This is a genomic window from Natronorubrum halophilum (assembly GCF_003670115.1).
GTDB lineage: Archaea > Halobacteriota > Halobacteria > Halobacteriales > Natrialbaceae > Natronorubrum > Natronorubrum halophilum.
Genome location: NZ_QQTY01000006.1, coordinates 98832 through 116753, shown reverse-complemented (window position 1 = coordinate 116753; position 17922 = coordinate 98832). Strand labels below are relative to the sequence as shown.

General features: G+C 65.7%; 18 protein-coding genes. 5 read left to right on the top strand and 13 right to left on the bottom strand.

From position 1 onward, the window contains the following. Positions 1 to 19 precede the first annotated feature (19 nt). The 3 genes from DWB23_RS21640 to DWB23_RS21630 are packed head-to-tail and all read right to left on the bottom strand — an operon-like array spanning position 20 to position 2202. On the bottom strand, positions 20 to 766 hold the full coding sequence (locus tag DWB23_RS21640) for a glutamine amidotransferase (protein ID WP_121744858.1): 747 nt from the start codon (positions 764 to 766) through the stop codon (positions 20 to 22). Further along, positions 767 to 1831, bottom strand: coding sequence for a zinc-dependent alcohol dehydrogenase (locus tag DWB23_RS21635; protein ID WP_121744857.1), 1065 nt, complete (start codon positions 1829 to 1831; stop codon positions 767 to 769). It abuts the gene before it with no gap. Then, positions 1828 to 2202: a RidA family protein gene (locus DWB23_RS21630; protein WP_121744856.1), complete on the bottom strand. Its 375-nt coding sequence runs from the start codon at positions 2200 to 2202 to the stop codon at positions 1828 to 1830. The genes DWB23_RS21635 and DWB23_RS21630 overlap by 4 nt, the downstream gene beginning before the upstream one ends. A 126-nt stretch (positions 2203 to 2328) precedes the next feature. Between DWB23_RS21630 and DWB23_RS21625 the strand changes: the two genes are divergently transcribed. After that, positions 2329 to 3027 (top strand): PIG-L deacetylase family protein, encoded by a 699-nt coding sequence (locus DWB23_RS21625; protein WP_121744855.1) that lies wholly within the window; start codon positions 2329 to 2331, stop codon positions 3025 to 3027. A gap of 67 nt (positions 3028 to 3094) precedes the next feature. Here DWB23_RS21625 and DWB23_RS21620 read toward each other — a convergent pair whose 3' ends face one another. The 7 genes from DWB23_RS21620 to DWB23_RS23275 form a co-directional block, all read right to left on the bottom strand. Further along, positions 3095 to 3316 (bottom strand): hypothetical protein, encoded by a 222-nt coding sequence (locus DWB23_RS21620; RefSeq protein WP_121744854.1) that lies wholly within the window; start codon positions 3314 to 3316, stop codon positions 3095 to 3097. A 48-nt stretch (positions 3317 to 3364) separates the two neighbouring features. Next, positions 3365 to 4771: an ABC transporter ATP-binding protein gene (locus DWB23_RS23930; RefSeq protein WP_338067839.1), complete on the bottom strand. Its 1407-nt coding sequence runs from the start codon at positions 4769 to 4771 to the stop codon at positions 3365 to 3367. Beyond that, positions 4771 to 5838, bottom strand: coding sequence for an oligopeptide/dipeptide ABC transporter ATP-binding protein (locus tag DWB23_RS23925; protein ID WP_121744853.1), 1068 nt, complete (start codon positions 5836 to 5838; stop codon positions 4771 to 4773). The genes DWB23_RS23930 and DWB23_RS23925 overlap by 1 nt, the downstream gene beginning before the upstream one ends. 6 nt (positions 5839 to 5844) lie before the next feature. Beyond that, on the bottom strand, positions 5845 to 6867 hold the full coding sequence (locus DWB23_RS21600; RefSeq protein ID WP_121744852.1) for an ABC transporter permease: 1023 nt from the start codon (positions 6865 to 6867) through the stop codon (positions 5845 to 5847). After that, complete coding sequence (locus DWB23_RS21595; protein WP_394341767.1) at positions 6854 to 7852, bottom strand: ABC transporter permease; 999 nt, start codon at positions 7850 to 7852, stop codon at positions 6854 to 6856. The genes DWB23_RS21600 and DWB23_RS21595 overlap by 14 nt, the downstream gene beginning before the upstream one ends. A gap of 283 nt (positions 7853 to 8135) precedes the next feature. After that, positions 8136 to 9968 carry an ABC transporter substrate-binding protein gene (locus tag DWB23_RS21590; protein WP_162989911.1) on the bottom strand — a complete coding sequence of 611 codons (1833 nt, stop codon included), beginning with the start codon at positions 9966 to 9968 and terminating at the stop codon, positions 8136 to 8138. A 194-nt stretch (positions 9969 to 10162) separates the two neighbouring features. Further along, positions 10163 to 10408, bottom strand: a complete 246-nt coding sequence (locus DWB23_RS23275; RefSeq protein WP_162989910.1) for a hypothetical protein — start codon at positions 10406 to 10408, stop codon at positions 10163 to 10165. Positions 10409 to 10574: 166 nt separating this feature from the next. On the opposite strand from DWB23_RS23275, the gene DWB23_RS23270 reads away from it, so the two are divergent. The 3 genes from DWB23_RS23270 (at position 10575) to DWB23_RS21575 (ending at position 13262) form a co-directional block, all read left to right on the top strand. Continuing rightward, a complete protein-coding gene (locus tag DWB23_RS23270; protein ID WP_162989909.1) occupies positions 10575 to 11204 on the top strand; it encodes a YIP1 family protein in 630 nt (209 codons plus the stop codon). 88 nt (positions 11205 to 11292) lie between these two features. Next, positions 11293 to 12270 (top strand): Gfo/Idh/MocA family protein, encoded by a 978-nt coding sequence (locus DWB23_RS21580; protein WP_121744848.1) that lies wholly within the window; start codon positions 11293 to 11295, stop codon positions 12268 to 12270. Further along, positions 12267 to 13262: a Gfo/Idh/MocA family protein gene (locus tag DWB23_RS21575; protein ID WP_121744847.1), complete on the top strand. Its 996-nt coding sequence runs from the start codon at positions 12267 to 12269 to the stop codon at positions 13260 to 13262. The genes DWB23_RS21580 and DWB23_RS21575 overlap by 4 nt, the downstream gene beginning before the upstream one ends. 16 nt (positions 13263 to 13278) lie before the next feature. On the opposite strand, the gene DWB23_RS21570 is transcribed toward DWB23_RS21575, so the two are convergent. The 3 genes from DWB23_RS21570 to DWB23_RS21560 all read right to left on the bottom strand — a co-directional run bounded on the left by DWB23_RS21570 (position 13279) and on the right by DWB23_RS21560 (position 16373). Continuing rightward, positions 13279 to 14283 (bottom strand): zinc-dependent alcohol dehydrogenase, encoded by a 1005-nt coding sequence (locus DWB23_RS21570; RefSeq protein ID WP_121744846.1) that lies wholly within the window; start codon positions 14281 to 14283, stop codon positions 13279 to 13281. 11 nt (positions 14284 to 14294) lie between these two features. Continuing rightward, positions 14295 to 14483 carry an ACT domain-containing protein gene (locus DWB23_RS21565; protein ID WP_121744845.1) on the bottom strand — a complete coding sequence of 63 codons (189 nt, stop codon included), beginning with the start codon at positions 14481 to 14483 and terminating at the stop codon, positions 14295 to 14297. A 483-nt stretch (positions 14484 to 14966) separates the two neighbouring features. Further along, positions 14967 to 16373: a neutral/alkaline non-lysosomal ceramidase N-terminal domain-containing protein gene (locus DWB23_RS21560; RefSeq protein WP_121744844.1), complete on the bottom strand. Its 1407-nt coding sequence runs from the start codon at positions 16371 to 16373 to the stop codon at positions 14967 to 14969. A gap of 162 nt (positions 16374 to 16535) precedes the next feature. Here DWB23_RS21560 and DWB23_RS21555 point away from each other — a divergent pair, with 162 nt between their 5' ends. After that, positions 16536 to 17909, top strand: a complete 1374-nt coding sequence (locus tag DWB23_RS21555) for an aminotransferase class III-fold pyridoxal phosphate-dependent enzyme (RefSeq protein ID WP_121744843.1) — start codon at positions 16536 to 16538, stop codon at positions 17907 to 17909. The last annotated feature ends 13 nt before the right edge of the window (positions 17910 to 17922 follow it).

The window sequence follows — 17922 nt, the reverse complement described above, 5'->3', positions numbered from 1 at the left end:
CCGATCGATTCGCGAGGAGCTAGGAGCCGACCGTCGCCTCGAGAATCGCGTCCCAGATCTCGGGCAACCGCTCCCACTCGAGAAAGTCGAGGGGCGCCCAGTGGGGCGCACAGTCCGTCGCGAACGCGAACGCGCGCCCGTCGCCGTGATCGCCGACGACGAGCAGCGGGTCGTCGCCGACGGACGCCCAGACGTCGGCGTCCGGGTCCGCCTCGAGGCGGTTGTAACCGAGCACGACGGGCCACTCTTCGGGCAGCGAGTCCGGGCCGCCAGTTCGGCGGGGCGCGACGCCGCCCGGCACTTCGATGCGGTCGTCGTGCGGCGCGATCCGGACCGGAAGCGCGTCGGCGACGGCGGTGCGTGCGTACCGCGCCTGTCCGCCGACGCCGGCGAAGCTCATGTAGCCGCCGATCATCCCGAGCGCGCCGCCGTCGCGGACCCACCGTTCGAGCAGGGCACACCGGTCGACGTCGGTCTCGCCGGCCGCGACCCGCGGCGTGATCTGGAGCGAGTCGGCCCCGATGTCGCTCAGGAGCACGAGGTCGTACGCGTCGAGTTCCTCGCGCGAACGCGGAAAGGCGTCGACCGCGACGTGGCAGGGCTGGAACTCGACGCTCGCGCCCGCCGCCTCGAGGGCGGCGACGAGGTGATCCGCGCCCTCGACGTACTCGCCGTCGGCGACCACGTTCCGGCCCTTGATCTCGAACGAGAGGGTCCGCCAGGATTCGCCGGCGAGGAGGATAACTGGGCCGTCGTCGGCCGACATCTACGGCCGGAGCACCGCCTTGACGATGCCGTCGCGGCGCTCTCTGATGGTTTTGAAGGCCTCCTCGAACTCCTCGAGCGGGAACTCGTGGGTGACGACGCCGTCGACGGTCAGGTCGCCCCGTCGGAAGAGCTCGATGACCTCGTCGACGGCGTGGGAGGCGGTGACGCCGCCGACCACGGTGAGTTCCTTCGCGACGATCTGGTCGGGATCGATCGCCTTGCGCTCGCCGAAGACGCCGGTGAGAACGATCTTCCCCTGCTTCGCCGCGCTCTGCACGCAGGTCTCGAGGACGTCGCCCGCGCCGGCGGCCTCGACGCAGATATCGACGCCGCGGCCGTCGGTGTGCGCTCTGATCGCCTCGACCGGGTCCTCCTCGCAGATGTTGACCGTCCGCGTCGCGCCGAGCTTTCGCCCGGCCTCGAGCGGTTCGTCGCGCGTCCCGGTCAGCACGACGTCCGTGACGCCCTGAGCTCGAAGCAACTGGACGCCGTACAGGCCGAGCGCGCCGGGGCCGAGGACGGCGGCCGTGTCGGTGAACGACGTCTCGACGCGGTTCATCGCGTGGAGGGTACAGCCAGCGGAGTCGATCTGCGTCGCCTCGACGTCGGAGACGTCGTCCGGCAGCGGCGTCAGCGTGTAGGCGGGCCAGGCGGCGTACTTTCGGTAGCCGCCGTCGACCGTGAAGCCGATCTCTTTGAGGTCGTCACACTGGTAGTAGCGACCGTCCCGGCACGCCCCGCAGGTGCCACAGTAGACGAACCCGTGGAGGGCGACCCGCTGCCCGACCTCGAGATCGTCGACGCCTTCGCCGAGTTCGACGACCTCGCCCGCGACCTCGTGACCGAGGACGACGGGGAAGTCGGTCCAGGGCGGTCCCTCGCCCTCGACGAGGCCGACGTCGCTCCCGCAGATGCCGATCGCGGTGACCCGGACGAGCGCCTCGCCCGGCCCGGGGTCGGGAATCTCGCGATCCTCGGCCCACGCGGTCCCGGTTCCGTCGGTGACGACCGCCCGCTGGACGCCGCCGTCGGGCACCGCTTCGGTGTGCTCTCGGTCGCTCATACGGTCGCGATAATCTCGATTTCGACGCCGATATCGATCGGTAGATCGGCCACTTCGACCGCGCTCCGTGCGGGGAACGGGTCGCTCATGTACTCGGCGTACACCTCGTTCACGTCGGCGTAGTCGTCCATGTCGGTGACGAACACCGTCGCCTTCACGACGTTGTCGAGCGAACTGCCGCCCGCCTCGAGCACCGCGGCGACGTTCTCGAGGGTTCGTTCGGTCTGTTCTTTGATGTCCTCGCCGACGATGTCGCCGGTTTCGGGGTCGACGGGTCCCTGTCCAGAGACGAAGATCCGGTCGCCGTCTCGCACTCCCTGCGAGTACGGTCCGATCGCCGCCGGCGCGTCGTCTGTGTGAATTGGTTCCATGGTCGCAGGTAGACGGATTCGTCTCGGGTCGGTTAATTCTACCGGTGACTTCGATCACACTCGAGTGGCCGACGGTCGAACCGACGGCGGAAGAACCTATATGTGACCGGAGCGAGCGTATCTGCCATGGATCTGCTCGCAATCGTAGCCCATCCGGACGACGCCGAAATCTTCTGCGGTGGAACGCTCGCAAAACACGCCGACCGCGGCGACGACGTCACGATCGCCTACATGACCCGCGGCGAGTTCGGCGGCTTTGACACGACCCAGGCGGAACTCGCCGACACCCGCGAAGCGGAGGCCCGACGCGCGGCGGACGCCCTCGGCGCGTTGGTCACCTTCCTCGAGTTCGAAGACGGCCGGATCACCTACTCGCTCGAGAACCGACTCGCGATCGTCGACACCCTCCGGGAGCACGACCCCGATATTGTCCTCACCCACTACGCGGACGACATGCACCCCGACCACCGGGCTACGTCGCGACTCGTGACCGACGCCTACTACATGTCCTCGTTGCCCCTGCTCGAGACCGAACACCCGCCCGCCGGTCCGTCGAACGTCTACTACTTTGGCAAGCCGACGTCGTCGTTCGACCCAGACGTCGTCGTCGACATTACCGACGTTCAGGAACGGAAGGAGGAGGCCGCCCTCCACCACGAGTCGCAGATCGAGTGGCTCGAGGAACACGGAGGCATCGACGCTGAGTTCAGCGACTTCGTCGAGGGCATGCGCGCCACGGGCCACGCCCTCGGCCGGCAGGCGGGCGCGACCTACGCCGAAGGGTTCACCCGGTTGCACGACGCGTCGGTCGAGCACCTCAAGTGAGGAGCCGTTTTCGCGATCTCTCGACGCCCCGCTGCGGTGAGTCGCTCGATCGAAGTGCCGGTCGACCCTAGTACTCCGCGGTTCGACACTTACGAAGCGTGAACCCGAGCACGGCGAGGAAGCCGACGACGAGCACCAGGTTGATGACCATGATGTGGGACGTTCCGGGTTCGGGCGTCGCGAGGAACAGCGAGAGGCCGATGAAGACGAGCAACACGACGTTGAGTCCGAATAGGATGCCCCAGAGCGGCGCCCCGGCGCAAACGATCTCCCAGAACCGGTTGGACATAGTAGAGACAGAGTGACGGCGGCGACGTAAACCTATCTCTTGAGTCGATCAGTCGCCCGCCGCCTCCGACGACGAACTCGAACTCGAGTCGGCGCCCGACTCCTCGCGACGGTGGGAGTGGCGGAGGCAGGCGGCGACGTGATCGGGGCCGACTTCCTCCGAGACTGGGCGCCGCTGCTCACAGGGCGTCGTGAACAGGTCGCCGAGCTGGGCGACTGCCTCATCGCGTCGCCCTTCGACGAGCGCCCGAATCGCCTCGTCGAGCACCGTCTCGGCCCGTTGCTGGGTGAGGGGACCCTCGAGGCTGAACTCGTGGCGGAGTTTGATCGCGAGTGCCTCGTCGGACACCTCAGCGGCCGCGGACTCCGCATCCGCAGCCCCGTCGGTCGCCGCGACGGTCCGACGGCGAGCCTCGAGATCGATCTTACCGTTTTCGATGCGCTGGCGGAAGTCGAGCACCCGCCCCCACTCGTCCGACTCGAGGTCGAGCCCGTCGGGCTGGATCACCTCGGGACAGCGGGTGTGGAACCGACAGCCGCTCGGCGGGTTGACGGGGTCGGGGACGTCGATCTTGCGGATCGGCATCTCCTCGGATCGACCCATCGTCTGGAAGTCCGGTGTCGCCCACCGTAGCGACTTGGTGTAGGGATGTTGGGGGTTCTGAGCGACCTCCTCTGCGGGACCGATCTCGACCAGTTCGCCGAGGTACATCACGCCGATTCGGCCGCCGACCTTCTCGGTGATGTACCGCGCGTTCGAGAAGTCGTGGGAGATGAACAGGAACGACGTGTCGAACATCTCCTGCAGTTCGTGCATCAGGTCCATCATCTCGATGCGCAAGGAGACGTCGAGCGCGCTGATCGCCTCGTCGGCCAGGATTACATCCGGATTCATCAGAAGCGCGCGGATCAACGCGACGCGTTGCTTCTCGCCGCCCGAGAGCTGGTGGGGGAACCGGTAGGCGTAGTCCTCGGGCGGCGACATGCCGACGCGCTCGAGCAACCCTAACACGCGCGCGGTTCGATCCGCCTTCGAGAGGTGTTTCTCCCACTTCTTGAGCGGCGACTCGAGACTCGCCATCACCTTGCGGTTCGGGTTTAGAGCGCTGCCGGGGTCCTGGTGGATGATCTGGAGCGCCTGCCGGATCTCCCAGAACGGGATCTCGATCTCGCCGTTGCCGGTCTTCGCGTCCTGGACGTTCTGGCCGCGGTACGTTACGCTGCCGCCGGTCGGTTGCTGCAGGCCGATCGCCGTCTTGCCGAGGGTGGTCTTCCCGCAGCCGCTCTCGCCGATCAGCGCGATCACCTCGTTCTCGTGGATGTCGAGTGAGACGCCGTCGACCGCCCGTACGGTATTCGGCTTCGAGAACGGGTTCAGGACGCTCCCCGAGTTGTCTTCGAAGTAGACTTCGACGTCCTCGAGCGAGAGCACGACGTCGTCGCGATCGGTGGCCATCAGTCGCTCACCTCCCGGAGGTCAGGGATGGACAGCGGAATTTCCGCCTCGGCGTCCCGCCAGTGGAAGCACTTGCTCCGATGTTCCGGCCGGATCTGGTGGTAGTCGGGGTCGTCGGTCCGACACTCCGTCGTCGCGAGCGGACAGCGCGGGTGGTACGAACACCCGGTCGGGACGTCGACTGGGTCGGGACTTGAGCCGTCGATCGGTTTCATCTCCTCGACGGGTGTGCTCATGTTCGGCGTCGTGTTGAGCAGCGACCGCGTGTACGGGTGGGCGGCGTTCGCGAGGAGTTCCTGCGTCGGGCCGACCTCGACGAACTCGAAGGCGTACATCACGGCCACGCGGTCGGCGAGTTCGGCGACCAGCGGCAGGTCGTGGGTGATGAAGATCAGCGTGATGTCGTACTTCTCTTTGATCTCCGTCAGCAGCTTGAGGATCGACCGCTGCATCAGCAGGTCGAGCGCGGCGGTCGGTTCGTCCATGACGAGCACCTTCGGCTGCAAGATCATGCTGAGCACGATGAGGGTCCGCTGGCGCATGCCGCCGCTGAGTTCGTGCGGGTAGGCGTCGAGGACGCGGTCGGGGTCGAGGTACAAATCCGTCAGCAACTCCCTGGCCCGTCGCATGCCTTCGGCGGGGTTCGCGCCGTGAGCGTCGAGGGTCTCCTGGAAATGCGTCCTGATCTTCATCGTCGGGTTGAACGAACTCATCGCCCCTTGGAACACCATCGAAATCTCGGCCCAGCGGTACTGCTTCAACTCTTTCGTGCTGAGTTCTAAGATCTCGACCACCTCGCCGGGCGTCGGATAGTAGGCGACCGAGCCGCCGAGCACGCCGGGGTCGACGACGGCGTCGAGCAGTGCGTCGGCGAACATCGATTTGCCCGAGCCGCTCTCCCCGACGACGCCGAGAATTTCGTTTCGTTCGATATCCATGCTGACGTCGTTCAGCACCTTCGATCGGCCGCGTTCCATGTCGAAGGTGACGCTGGCGTTTCGGATGGAGACAATCGGGTCGTCGATCTCGAATTCGGTGTTGGTCGCGCGTGTTGCTGATTGGGGCATCGGTATCTAATGCTGTGGTTCGGACGTCGGTTCGTCGTCGGTGTTCATGTGTCGAGCGCGGATTCGTGGGTTGAAGATACGGTCGAGCCCCTGGCCGAGCAACAACAGTCCCAGCGACAGGGTGACGATGACGACCATCGGTGCGTAGAACCAGTGGAACAGCGACGAGAGGTAGACGCCGCCCTGTCCGTACGCGGCGTTCATCATCACGCCCCAGTTGAAGCCCGTGTTGGGCAGCAAGCCGAGGAAGTAGAGCCCGACGGACATCATGATGACGTTTCGCGCGGTCGTCACAAAGTTGACGACGACTAGCGGCATGACGTTCGGCAGAATGTCCTTCGTCACGATCGCCGGCAGCGAGATGCCCATCGTCCGCGAGGCCTCGACGTAGGACTCCTGGCGGAGCTTCATCACCTCGGATCGAAGCGCGCGGGCGAAGCCGGCCCACGCGTTGACGACGAGGACAACGCCGATCATCCACGCGCTCGAGGGGTCGATGACGGCCGCGAGCACGACGACGAGCGGCAGTCCCGGAATCGTCATCAGCACGTCTGTGACGGCCATCATCGTCTGGTCGACCGAACCACCCTTGTAGCCGGCGGTGACGCCCCAGAAGACCGCCATCACCGTCGAGAAGATGGCGCCGGCGGCCATCATCTCGAGCATCGCCGGGGTCGCGTGGACAAGTTGGCTGAGGATGTCCCGGCCGAGTCCGTCCGTGCCGAGCGGATGAGCCATCGTCTGGAACGGCGCGACGAGCGTGTCGCCGTGTCCCGCGTAGGTCTCCTCGACGAGGAGGACGCCGACGGTCCCGATCAGCAGGAACGACAGCGTGATCAGGAAGCCGACCCTGGCCCGCCAGTCGTCCCAGAGGATGTGCGCCGGCGTGATCACGTACTCGTTGACGAGCGCTCGATAGCGCTCCGAGCGCGTGATCTCGATTTCGGACACCGTTTCGAACGGTGACTGGGCTGGTTCGCGAGCGATGCTGCCGCCGTCGGTCGCCGTGTTCGACTCAGAACGCTTCACTGTCACCACTCTCCGCTCTCGGATCGATGTAGCCGTAGGTCAGGTCCGCGAGGTAGACGCCAACGATCACGCCGGCGGTGATGAAGAGGAACGTCCCCATCATCAAGGGGTAATCGCGGGCGCTTATCGCTCGAAACATGAAGTAGCCGACGCCGGGGTACTGGAAGATCTGCTCCAAGATGATCGAACTCCCGAACAGGGAGCCGATCGAAATCATCATCGAGGTGTACATGGGCAAGATCGCGTTCCGCGCGACGTACCGCAGCGCGATCCGGCGCTGGGACAGCGCCCGGAGTCGCGCGACGCGAAGGTAGTCCTCACCGAGGACCTGAATCGCGTTGCCGCGCATCTGGAGGGCAACGGCACCGAAGCCCGCGAGCACCAGCGAGAGGATCGGGAGCGCGCCGTGGTGAATGACGCTCGCGATGAACGCGAGGTTAAACCCCTCGTCGATCCCCGAGCCATAGTGGCCGCCCGTCGGAAACAGGTCGAGGTTGTATCCCAGGACTGAAACGAGGACAAGACCGACCACGTAGAACGGGATCGACGTGAGCAGAATCGACGCGCCCGACCAGGAGACGTCGAATCGCGTCCCCTCGACGTACGCCATGAACGCGCCGATGCTGATCCCGATCAGGTAGATGAGGATCATCGAGATGATCGAGACGAAGATCGTCCACGGCATCGCGTTGCCGAGGATCTCGGCGACCGGTTCGTGGTACCAGGTCGATCGTCCCAGATCGCCCCGCAGGACGTTCCCAAGGTACGAGAGGTACTGCTGCCAGAGCGGTTCGTCAGGGTTCATCGCCGCGTAGAGTTCCACCTGCCGGGCGACCTCGTCCGGACTCTGGCCGGCCCCCTCGTTCATCTGTCGGATGTAGTCCATCGGGCCGCCCGGCATGAGCCGAACGAGGCCGAAGGAGAGGGTGATGACGGCGACGAACGTCGCGACGGCCATCCCCGTTCGTTTCACGAAGTACTCAATTGCGACCATGTTCAGGCGTTGGCAACCACACGGACTCGTCGAATCGGTCTCGGAGCAACGTGCTCGCTGGTAGACGTGTGTTCACTTGTCCCATAGCGCGTCATACAACTCGAATTCTCGTTCGATTACTTATATCTTCCCCTTCATAGAGCGAATGTCGAACGCTATTTCACGGGTCCGTGTAGGATCATCCAGCAAAAGCAACCGTCCGTCGACACGAGTCGATCGGCTCGAGTCACACGTCGCTGTCGCGCCGCGATCGGACCGAGCGAAGGAACGTCAACTACTCCTTCCGGGAGAGCGCGCCGATTTGTGGCAGCGAGTAGGTGAAGGGCATGAAGCCCGCCGTGGGGTCGTTGCCGTAGTCGTTCGGGTAGTCCCACCGATCGCCCATCATGAACCAGCCGTACACCCCCGCCGAGCCGGGGAGCTTCGGAACGGACTGATTGAACGTCCAGGCGAGCGTCTCGGAGAGCTCCATCAGTTCAGCCTCGTCGGTCGTGTACGTAAGCTGGCTGACCAACTCGACCGGATCGACTTCGATCCGGTCGTCGCTGTCCGGTTCTCCGACCGGCGGTACCTCGACGCCCGGTTCGCCGTAGGGTTCGCTGAGGTAGTACGAGAACGGTTCCTCGTCCTCGTTCTCGCCGTCGTACCGGGTCCACGAGAGGTCCCACCCCGTCATCACGTTCGAGAAACCGATGAACCCGCGCGTGAGTTCGTAGTCGAGACTCGGCAGCGTCTGCCCGAAGAACGTCGTCCCCTCGACGACCGTGACCTCGGACTCGATGCCGAACTGGTTCAAGTTCGACGCCGCGTACTCTATCCCATCGATCTGCCACTGCACGGTCGAGGGCGCCGCCCACCGCGCCTCGAGGAGTTCGCCATTCGGTTTGTACCACCGGTCGTCCTCTTTGGTCAGGCCGGCGTCCTCGAGCAACTCCTCGGCGCGGTCCCAGTCCTCGTCGTAGGTCGTCAGGCTGTCGAGGAAGTCGTCCGACACGTACTCCTCCATGACTGGCGTCATCCCGCCGAACGTCGTGTCGACGACGCCGTACTCGCCGTGGTACTGCTCGCTGATCCCCTCGAAGTTCAGGATGTGTGCGAACGCCTTCCGAACGCGGGCGTCTCGCCACGCGTCGGCGTGCTCGCCGTTGACCCAGTTGAAGACAAACGCGTCGTTCCATCCAGAGACGATCGGGTTGTAGTCCGCGCCATCGGGGTAGTTCGAGGACAGTTCGTCTTCGGACTCGATCTCGAAGCCGTCGCCGCCGTCGATATCGCCGTTCATCGCCGCCTGGTGCAGCGCGGCCCGCTCGCCGAAGAATCTGAATCGCAGTCCGTCGTAGTTGAGTTCGTCAGGGTACGACGACAGGTCGAGATCCCAGTTGTCCTCGAGGTTCCCCTTGATGTCCGCCCACGGGTAGTCGTCGTACTTGACGAAGTGTGCGCCCTGGTTGTCGATGTTCTCGAGTTCGAACGGACCGCAGGCGTAGGGCTCGGGATCGCGGTGGTTGAGTTCGGCGAGTTCGGCCTGTATATCCTCGCGTTCGGATTCCGAGGCGTCAAGGTACCGGTCGACGAGGTCGCCGTAGACTTCTTCGTGAGCGTGTATCGGGTGCTCGCTGAGGACGTACGTCTGGATCGCCACCGGATTGTAGGTGTCGTTGAGCTCGAAAACCGCGGTGTGATCGTCCTCGGCGTACATGTCCTCGATATCGTCGAAGTAGTCGACGACGTTTTCGCGGCCGATATAGCCGACTTGAACCGATCGAACGACGTCTTCCGCCGTGACCGAGTCCCCGTTGTGCCACGTGAGCGAGTCGTGGACGGTCGCGGTCAGTCGGTCCCCGTCGATGGTGTAGTCGGACAGCCCGACCGGATAGAACTCGCCGTGCGTCCGTGACTCGACCGCGGCGTCAGCGTACAGCGCCGCCATCATGCCCCAGTCGGCCTCGAGCGTAATGTTTCGCGGATTGAACTGGACGTCCTCCACCGTGCCGAGGTACGTCGAGACGAATTCGTTTTCGTCCCGGTCGCTGCCGCCGGTACATCCGGCGAGCAAGCCCGCCGTCCCCGCGCCGGTGAGGGCTAGCAGCTGTCGTCGGTTGAGCAAAGCTCGATGTCGAGAGGGGATCCTCCCAGACCCTGCGTTACTTTTTCGCATGGTATCAGTCTACAGGTGCCAATAAGCGATATTAAAAACTTCGGTTTTTATCAGACATGTGTTCTCCGAATTTGCAGATCGAGTGACGAACTTTCAGTTTATACTGATTCTTCGGGACGCACGTTCGAATTCTGGCTCAGTGCTCAGTGACCATACCGCCCCAGCAGCCAGAGGGTTGCGTAGACGACGACGGCGATCGCACCGATGATGACACCCATCGCACCCGTCACGCCCGCTTCGACGCCTTTACCGAGCAAGTCGAGCGCGAGGGCGAGTGCGATGAGCAGGGCGCCGAAGAGGAGTGGACAGACCAGGATCGCGTACTCGGCGACCACCCCCCTCACGGAGGCGACAGTGGAGTTCCGCTCGGCACGGACTGTGGGATGCATACTCGTATCATATATTCGGACCCCCATAATCGTTTTGCCGGTCGACTCGAGACGTCGCCTTTCGCGGGCAACGGACGAGGACCACCGCGTTCGACGTATATTACACAGCGTAGCGATCAGGATACAAACCACAACGTATAGGAGGTTGGATTGGGGAAGTAGAGGCATGATCGCGAGACTAGTAAGCAATCCGCACGCGTTCGTCGCGCGTCAATCGAAGTATCCGGGGATTCAGACCCAGAGCATCATCGCCATCGTCGTTGGCGTCATCTTCGGCCTCCAGCACATCGGCGTCTCCTCCGTCCTCGGTCCCGAGTTCTCCCGCGTGTCCGGCCCGGTTATGGTGTTGACCGGCGTCTCCCTAGCGGTTCCCTTCCTCATCTGGGGGCTCGCGACCGTCGCCATCTACTTCGGCGCTCGAGTCTACGACGGCTACTTTCAGATCGAACTCCTCTTTCGGCTCGTCGGCTGGGGGCTGGCCCCGCTGATCGCGGCCGGCGCCGTCTCGAGCGGCACGCGCCTTTACGCGTTACAAAGTGTGGACGCCCCGCCGGAGCCACACTTCTCCGCATTCCAGTTCGAGTACGAGGCGTACCAGGCCTACGTCGATGCGGTGGCCGGCCACCCGGTCGTCATCGCCGGAACGATCATCGCGGCGCTGTTCGTACTCTGCAGCGGCTACGTCTGGACCCTGGTCGCCACGCACCTGAGCGACCTCACGACGCGCCAGGCAATGACCGTCAGCGCGCTTCCGGTCGTCGTCTGCCTCGGGTGGCTCGTCCTGCCGCTGGTGTAGTCGTCGCTCGCGATCGCACGCACCTCATCCGGTCCCCGTCCTCCGAACCGGCGGCAACGTTTTATTCCGCCTCTCCGATGGGCCTGTCATGGTACGCATTGGGTTGATCGGCAGCGGCTTCATGTCACAGATGCACGTAGACGCCTACGCCGAAATCGACGACGCGACCGTCGCGGCGGTCGCCTCGCCGAACACGGCCGACGAGTTCGTCGAACGCGCGGGCCTCGAGGCGACGACCTACCGCTCGGCGGAGACGATGATGGACGAGGCGAACGTCGACGCAATCGACGTCTGTTCGCCGACGCCAACGCACCGACCGATGGTCGAAGCGGCCGTCGAACGCGGTCTCGACGTATTCTGCGAGAAACCGATCGCCGGATCGCTCGCCGACGCGCGCGCGATCACGGATGTCGTCGCCGAAGCTGACGTGATGTTCATGGTCGGCCACGTCCTCCGGTTCTTTCCGCAGTACGCCCGGATTCGAGACCTCGTTCGAGACGGCGGGATCGGCGACCCCGGCGTCGCCAGAGCGCGCCGGCTCTCGGAATTTCCCGCGTGGGGACACGAGAACTGGTACGCCGACCGCGACAGCAGCGGCGGCGTCCTGCTCGATCTCGCGATCCACGACTTCGACTATCTCCGGTGGGTCGTCGGCGACATCGATCGCGTCTTCGCGCGCCGGACGACGTGGGACCGCGGCGAGCAGGCCCACGCGACGGTCCGATTCGCCGACGGCGCCGTCGGCTACGTCGAGGCGTCGTGGGGGCTCCCGCCGGACCACGGCCTCGAGCACTCGTTCGAACTGGCCGGCGACGACGGCCTCGTCGAGTTCGACGGGGACGAACCGGCCGTCACGACGCGGACGGCGGCGGGGACGGACGCGGAGAGTCCGCTCGCCGCGGACGGCTACCAGCGCCAGCTCGAGGCGTTCCTCGAGAGCCGACGAACGGGTGACTCGCCGCCCGTGACCGCCGAGGACGCGGTCGAGGCGTTGCGAGTCTCGCTGGCGGCGCTCCGATCTGCGGCCGAGGGGCGACCCGTCGAGGTTGAGGAGGTGCGCGCATGAGCGCCGATCCGGTCCGCGTCGGCATGTTGTCGGCCGCACACCTGCACGCGGGCGCCTACGCGTCGGTCCTCCGTTCGCTCGACGGCGCCGAACTCGTCGGCGTGGTGGACGAGTACGACGACCGCGGTCGGGAGTTCGCCGAGACGCACGGGACCGACTTCCTCGACGCCGAGTCGCTGCTCGAGCGCGCCGACGGTGTCGTCGTCTGCTCGACGAACGTCCGCCACCGCAACTGGATCGAGCGAGCGAGCGCCACCGGGGTCGACGTCCTCTCCGAAAAGCCGCTCTCGCCGGCAGCCGAGGACGCTCGAGCCATCGTCGACACATGCCGGGACGCGGACGTCCACCTGGGGGTCGCCATGCCGCTTCGGTTCAGTCTCCCGGCCAGGCGGGCGAAGGCGGCCCTCGAGGACGGGACGATCGGTTCGCTGCGGGCGATCAGCGGCACGAATCGAGGACAGCTGCCCGGCGGCTGGTTCGTCGATCCCGACGCCACGGGCGGCGGGGCCGTGATGGACCATACGGTCCACATCGTCGACCTCGTCCACTGGCTGACCGGCGACCGCGTCGCCGAGGTGTACGCCGAGACGGGCACGCGGTTCCACGACATTTCGGTCGAGGACGTCAACGTGCTCTCGATGACCCTCGAGGACGGGACGCAGTTCTCGCTCGACGGCTCGTGGAGCCGACCCGACGAGTGGGACTTCTGGGGCGACGCGACCGTGAGCCTCGTCGGCACCGATGCAACGGTCGACGTCGACTGCTTCGCGCAGAAACTCACCCACACGGACGACAGTGACGAGAGTGACGGGATCCAGTCGCTGTACTGGGGCAGCGATCCGAACGCTGGACTCGTGGCAGACTTCGTCGAGGCGATCCGCGCCGACCGCGCGCCCGAGACGACCGGCGCCGAGGGCGTCGCCGCCGTCGCCGTCGTCGAGGCGGCCTACGAGTCCGCCGAGCGCGGCGAACCCGTAGACGTGGCGTACTGAAAAAACGCGTTTTTCGCTACCATTCGAGGACGACGCCCATCGCCTCGGTTCGATCGGCGAGCAGGTCGTCGTACAGCCCCGGAGCCGCCGCGTACGACTCACGGTGGCTGACGAGCGAGGCGACCTCGAGGGTACCCTCGGCGACGAGGTTGAAGAACAGTTCGGCGTGTCGGTGCTGCGTCCACGGGTTCGCCGGCGTCGCAACCGACGGGTGCGACGAGTTGTGCGCCCCGACAAGGGTGTAACTCGGCGAGTTGCAGTGGTCATGGAAGTCGAACGCGGTCTCCCCGCGCGGGCTGCTGAGGACGACGAACCGGCCCTGCTCTCGGAGCGACTCGAGTTCGTCGGTGATCACATCTGGGTTGCCGGTCACCTCGAAGACAACGTCGGCTAGCCGATCGCCGGCGGCCACTCGGACGACCGCTGGAACGTCGTCGTCGATCGGGTTCGCAGCCGTGAGTCCCGGCCGCTCGGGCAGGTAGCCGAGCCTCAAGTCCGCGACGTCGGCCGCAACCACGGGTCGGGCGCCGGCGGCGTGACAAAGTTGGGCTGTGAGCTGTCCCAGCAGGCCGAGTCCGTAGACGACCGCGGTCTCGCCCCACACGAGGTCGCTCCGGCGAATGCCGTTCATCACGATCTCGGCAATGGTGAAGAACGTCGCCTCGTCGTCGCTCACGCCATCCGGGATCGGTCGGCATCCCTCGGCGCTCGCAACGACGTATTTCGCGTGCGAGCCGTACGTGGCGACGCGGTCCCCCTCGGCGAGATCGTCGACCGACTCGCCGACGGCCGTGACCGTTCCCACGTTGTTGTAGCCGGGCGTGAACGGGTACTCGATGTGGTCGTCCCAGGCGGACCCCGGCGGGACGTCGCCCGAGAGGATAGTGAGTTCCGTTCCAGTACTCACTAGCGTGCGGTCGGTCCGAATAACGACTTCGTCGGGGTCCGGCTCGGGAACCGGGTGTTCTTCGATCGTTACCGTTTCGACGTCGGTGAAGACGATGGTTGGATTCGTTGTCATAGTGTCCTAGTTCACTCGCTGTACGGCGTACTCGTGGTCAGCGATCGCCTCGCGGACCGCCTCGGCGTGGCCCCGCCGCTGGTCTCGTCGAGGAACGTCAGGAGCGCCTCGCCGACGTCAAGCCGGTCGTCCGATCGCACGTGTTCGACCGTCTGGATGTTGTCCCCGCGACCCGCGATGATCCCCGAAAGTTCCGCCATCTTTCCGGTCCGTCGTCGATGCGCACCTCGAGTCAGATGTGCTGGCTCCGCGCGGTGAGTTCGTAGGTCAGCAGGGTGTCGAGCATCGTCAGGTCGAGGTTGCCCCCGGAGAGCACCGCCACCGCGGTTTCGCCCTCGATATCGACGTGATCGCCGATCAGTCCGCTGCCGATCTCGAGCGCGATCGTCCCTTGGCCCGCGACGATCCCCGGATCGTCGAAGGCGTGGACGAACTCTGCGTCGTCGCCCTCGGCTGAGCGACCGGCTGTCGTCGAGTCGGTCGGCGGCGGCTCGCACGCCCGCCGCGGTGACGAGCGGCTCCGAATCCGTCGTTTCGCCCGAGTCGTCCGATGTCATATCATCGTGTTCTCACGGTCGTTCGCTCGCAGACGGCGACCTGCTCGTGACGGTCGCGGTACGGACGCGATACCTCGCAGTCCGAACCGGTGCGGAGTCGGTGTGCGAACGGTCCACGTGTGGTGATCACGCACGATCCCTATAGCTGTTTTGTCGTTCGGAGTTCGGCACCGTTCCAGGTCGGTGCGGCTCGAGTCCGCCGACGAGTTCGAGCGCACAGTCGCGGAACTCGACGATCGCGTCGGGCGCGATCTTCATCGTTCGAACCTCGTAACCGCCGTTCTCGAGATCGTCGAGCGTCGGCACGTAGCCGACGTAGCCGTTGGCGTAGCCCACTGGGAGGAGCGACGGGACGCGCGCCCGCTCCCTGAGGCGGAGCCCGTGGCGCGCATGCATCTCGCCGGGCATCCCCAGCAGGCCGATAGGACCGATCTCAACGAAGGTGAGTTTCGCCGGGAGGAATCGCGCGTCCCACCGGGCGATCGCCAGCAGCTCTTCTGCGTACTGGCGGTCCCGCCACACGTTCTCGTGACCGACCTCGTCGCCGGCCCGTTCGAGGGTCGTGAGTTGCGCGTCGAGGTCGTCGATCCGCGCCCGGATCGTCTCGAGAGCCGGCGTCCGCTTGACGGGCAGTCGAAGGTCGGTCTCGTCGACGCAGATCGGCGCCCGGCGCAGCGTCGAGGCGTCGCCCGATTCAGCGTCCTCGAGCGCCCGGCACACCGCGTTGCCGATCCGCGAGCCGACGCGGTCCATGCAGTCGTAGACGGCCGACCCCGAGCGGTGCTCGTCCAGACCGGCCGGATTGATGTCCCCGGCCGCGCCGTTGCAAAAGAGGACCGTCGCACCGTCGCGCTCGGCTTCGATCCGCGCTCGCGCGGCGCTGGGCCAGTCGGCCGACAGCAGCGTCTCCTCGGCCGTCGTACACACCGGATGGCACGCGACGTTGTAGACGACGGTCTCAGCCCCCGACTCGGTCTCGACGAGCAGCGCCGTCACCCGTGGATCGATCGGGCCGGCCGGCATGCGAACGTTCCCGCTCACGCCGCCGCCGGCGCGGCGGTTCACCAGCGTCTCGCGCTCCGACGCGTGACCGACGCGGATTCGTGCCGGCTCTACGCGCTCGTACGCGCGATCAAATATGTTGACGATCCCGCGCTCGAGGGACGCGACGACCTCGGAGACGTCCTCGGTCGCTCGCAGCGGCGGGCTGACGTCGAGCGCTCGCGCCGGAACGTAGGGTCCGGCGTGGGTGTGGGTCGCCGCGAGGACGACCGTCTCGAGGTCGACGCCCTCGGCGGCCAGCGAGTCGGTCACCGCCCGCGTGAGTTCCCGGGAGACGTTCAGGACGTCGACCGAGGCGACGCCGACCGTCGTGTGTCCGTCGTCGAGGACGAGCGCCGACGCGAACAGCGGATCGTTGACGCCCGTCGAGCGGCCGTCGCGGGCGCCGTAGCCGCTCATCACGACGGGGTCGTCCGGCGTGACGTCCGCCGTAGCGGTTCCCGCGCGCAGTCGCGCTTCGTGAGGCAGCATTTACACAACCTCCCGTCCGAAATCGGTGGCCAACTCCATGCGACTCACTCTGGTCTGCCCATCGCTTAACTTTATCGTGAGACCGAGTGTTCGCCGACGGTCATCCGTCCATGAGGGACGTTAGCGAAGAACTTATCAGCGGTGAGAGTGAGTTGCGTCCTAATGTCCAGCGGTTCACCGTTAGCCTCGAGTAGTCGATCGACACGTCGATCGCGAGAACTGATCGAACGAGCAGCGAACGTTGTACCGGGGTGTTCCCAGACGAACAGCAAGCGGCCGTCGCAGTTCGTCCAGGGTGTCTCGCCGACCCACATCGAACGCGCACAGGGAAGCCGGCTATGGGATCCGGACGGCAACGAGTACGTCGACTGCAACGCCGCGCTCGGGCCGGTACTGCTCGGACACAACTATCCTGCCGTGACCGAGGCCGTCTCGAGGCAACTCGAGGACGGCACGATGTACACGATGGAGCACCCGTTGCATGTGGAGGTCGCGGAGCTGTTCACCGAGGTCGTCCCCTGCGCCGAGATGGTGAAGTTCGCGAAGAGTGGCAACGACGTGACGGCGCTCGCCGCGAAGGTCGCCCGGGCGCACACCGGCCGCAACGTGATTGCGACTCAGGGCTACCACGGCTGGCCCGACGTCTGGATGGGGGCGAACGAGGACCTCAACCGCGGCATCCCCGACGTCGTCGGCGACTACACCGAGTCGTTCGCGTACAACGACCTCGAGAGCGTCGAGCGGATCTTCGAGGACCACCCCGACGACGTCGCCGCGATCGTGACGACACCAGTGAACCTAGAGGAGTCCGAAGACGGTTTCCTCGAGGACCTCCGCGACCTCGCCGATCGCGAGGGGGCGGTGCTGGTGTTCGACGAGGTGCTGACCGGGTTCCGGTTCGCGATCGGTGGCGCCCAGGAGTACTTCGGCGTCACGCCCGACCTGGCGTGTTTTGCGAAGGCGATGGCCAACGGGTTCCCGATATCAGCGCTGGCCGGCACGCGGGAGGTGATGGAGACCATCGACGACGACGATTTCTTCTACTCGATGACCTACGCCGGCGACGCGGTCTCGCTCGCGGCCGCCAAGGCGACGATCACCGTCCAGCGCGAGGAGGACGTCCACGGACACATCTTCCGGCAGGGGGAGACGCTCATGAACGGCTACAACGAACTCGCCGCCGAACTCGAGCTGGGGGACGTAACCCGAGCGAACGGTTTCCCGCCGCGGTTCGCGATCGACTTCAGCGACGACGTGCGGATCGGGTCGTCGACGGGGGACGACTCCGCGGGGCAACTCCTGCGGAGCCTGTTCATGCAGGAGGCCCACAGACGGGGTGTGCTCTACACCGGCGCCCACATTCCCACCTACAGCCACACCGACGAGGACGTCGAGATCGTGCTGGACGTCTACCACGAGTGTCTCACCGTCGTCCGGGACGCGCTCGAGGCCGGCAAGGTCGAGCAGCGACTCGAGGGCGACCCCGTCGGCGCGACGCTGCGGGAGCGAACCGGTGACGAGGAGTCGAGCGAGTAGATCGGGATCGACA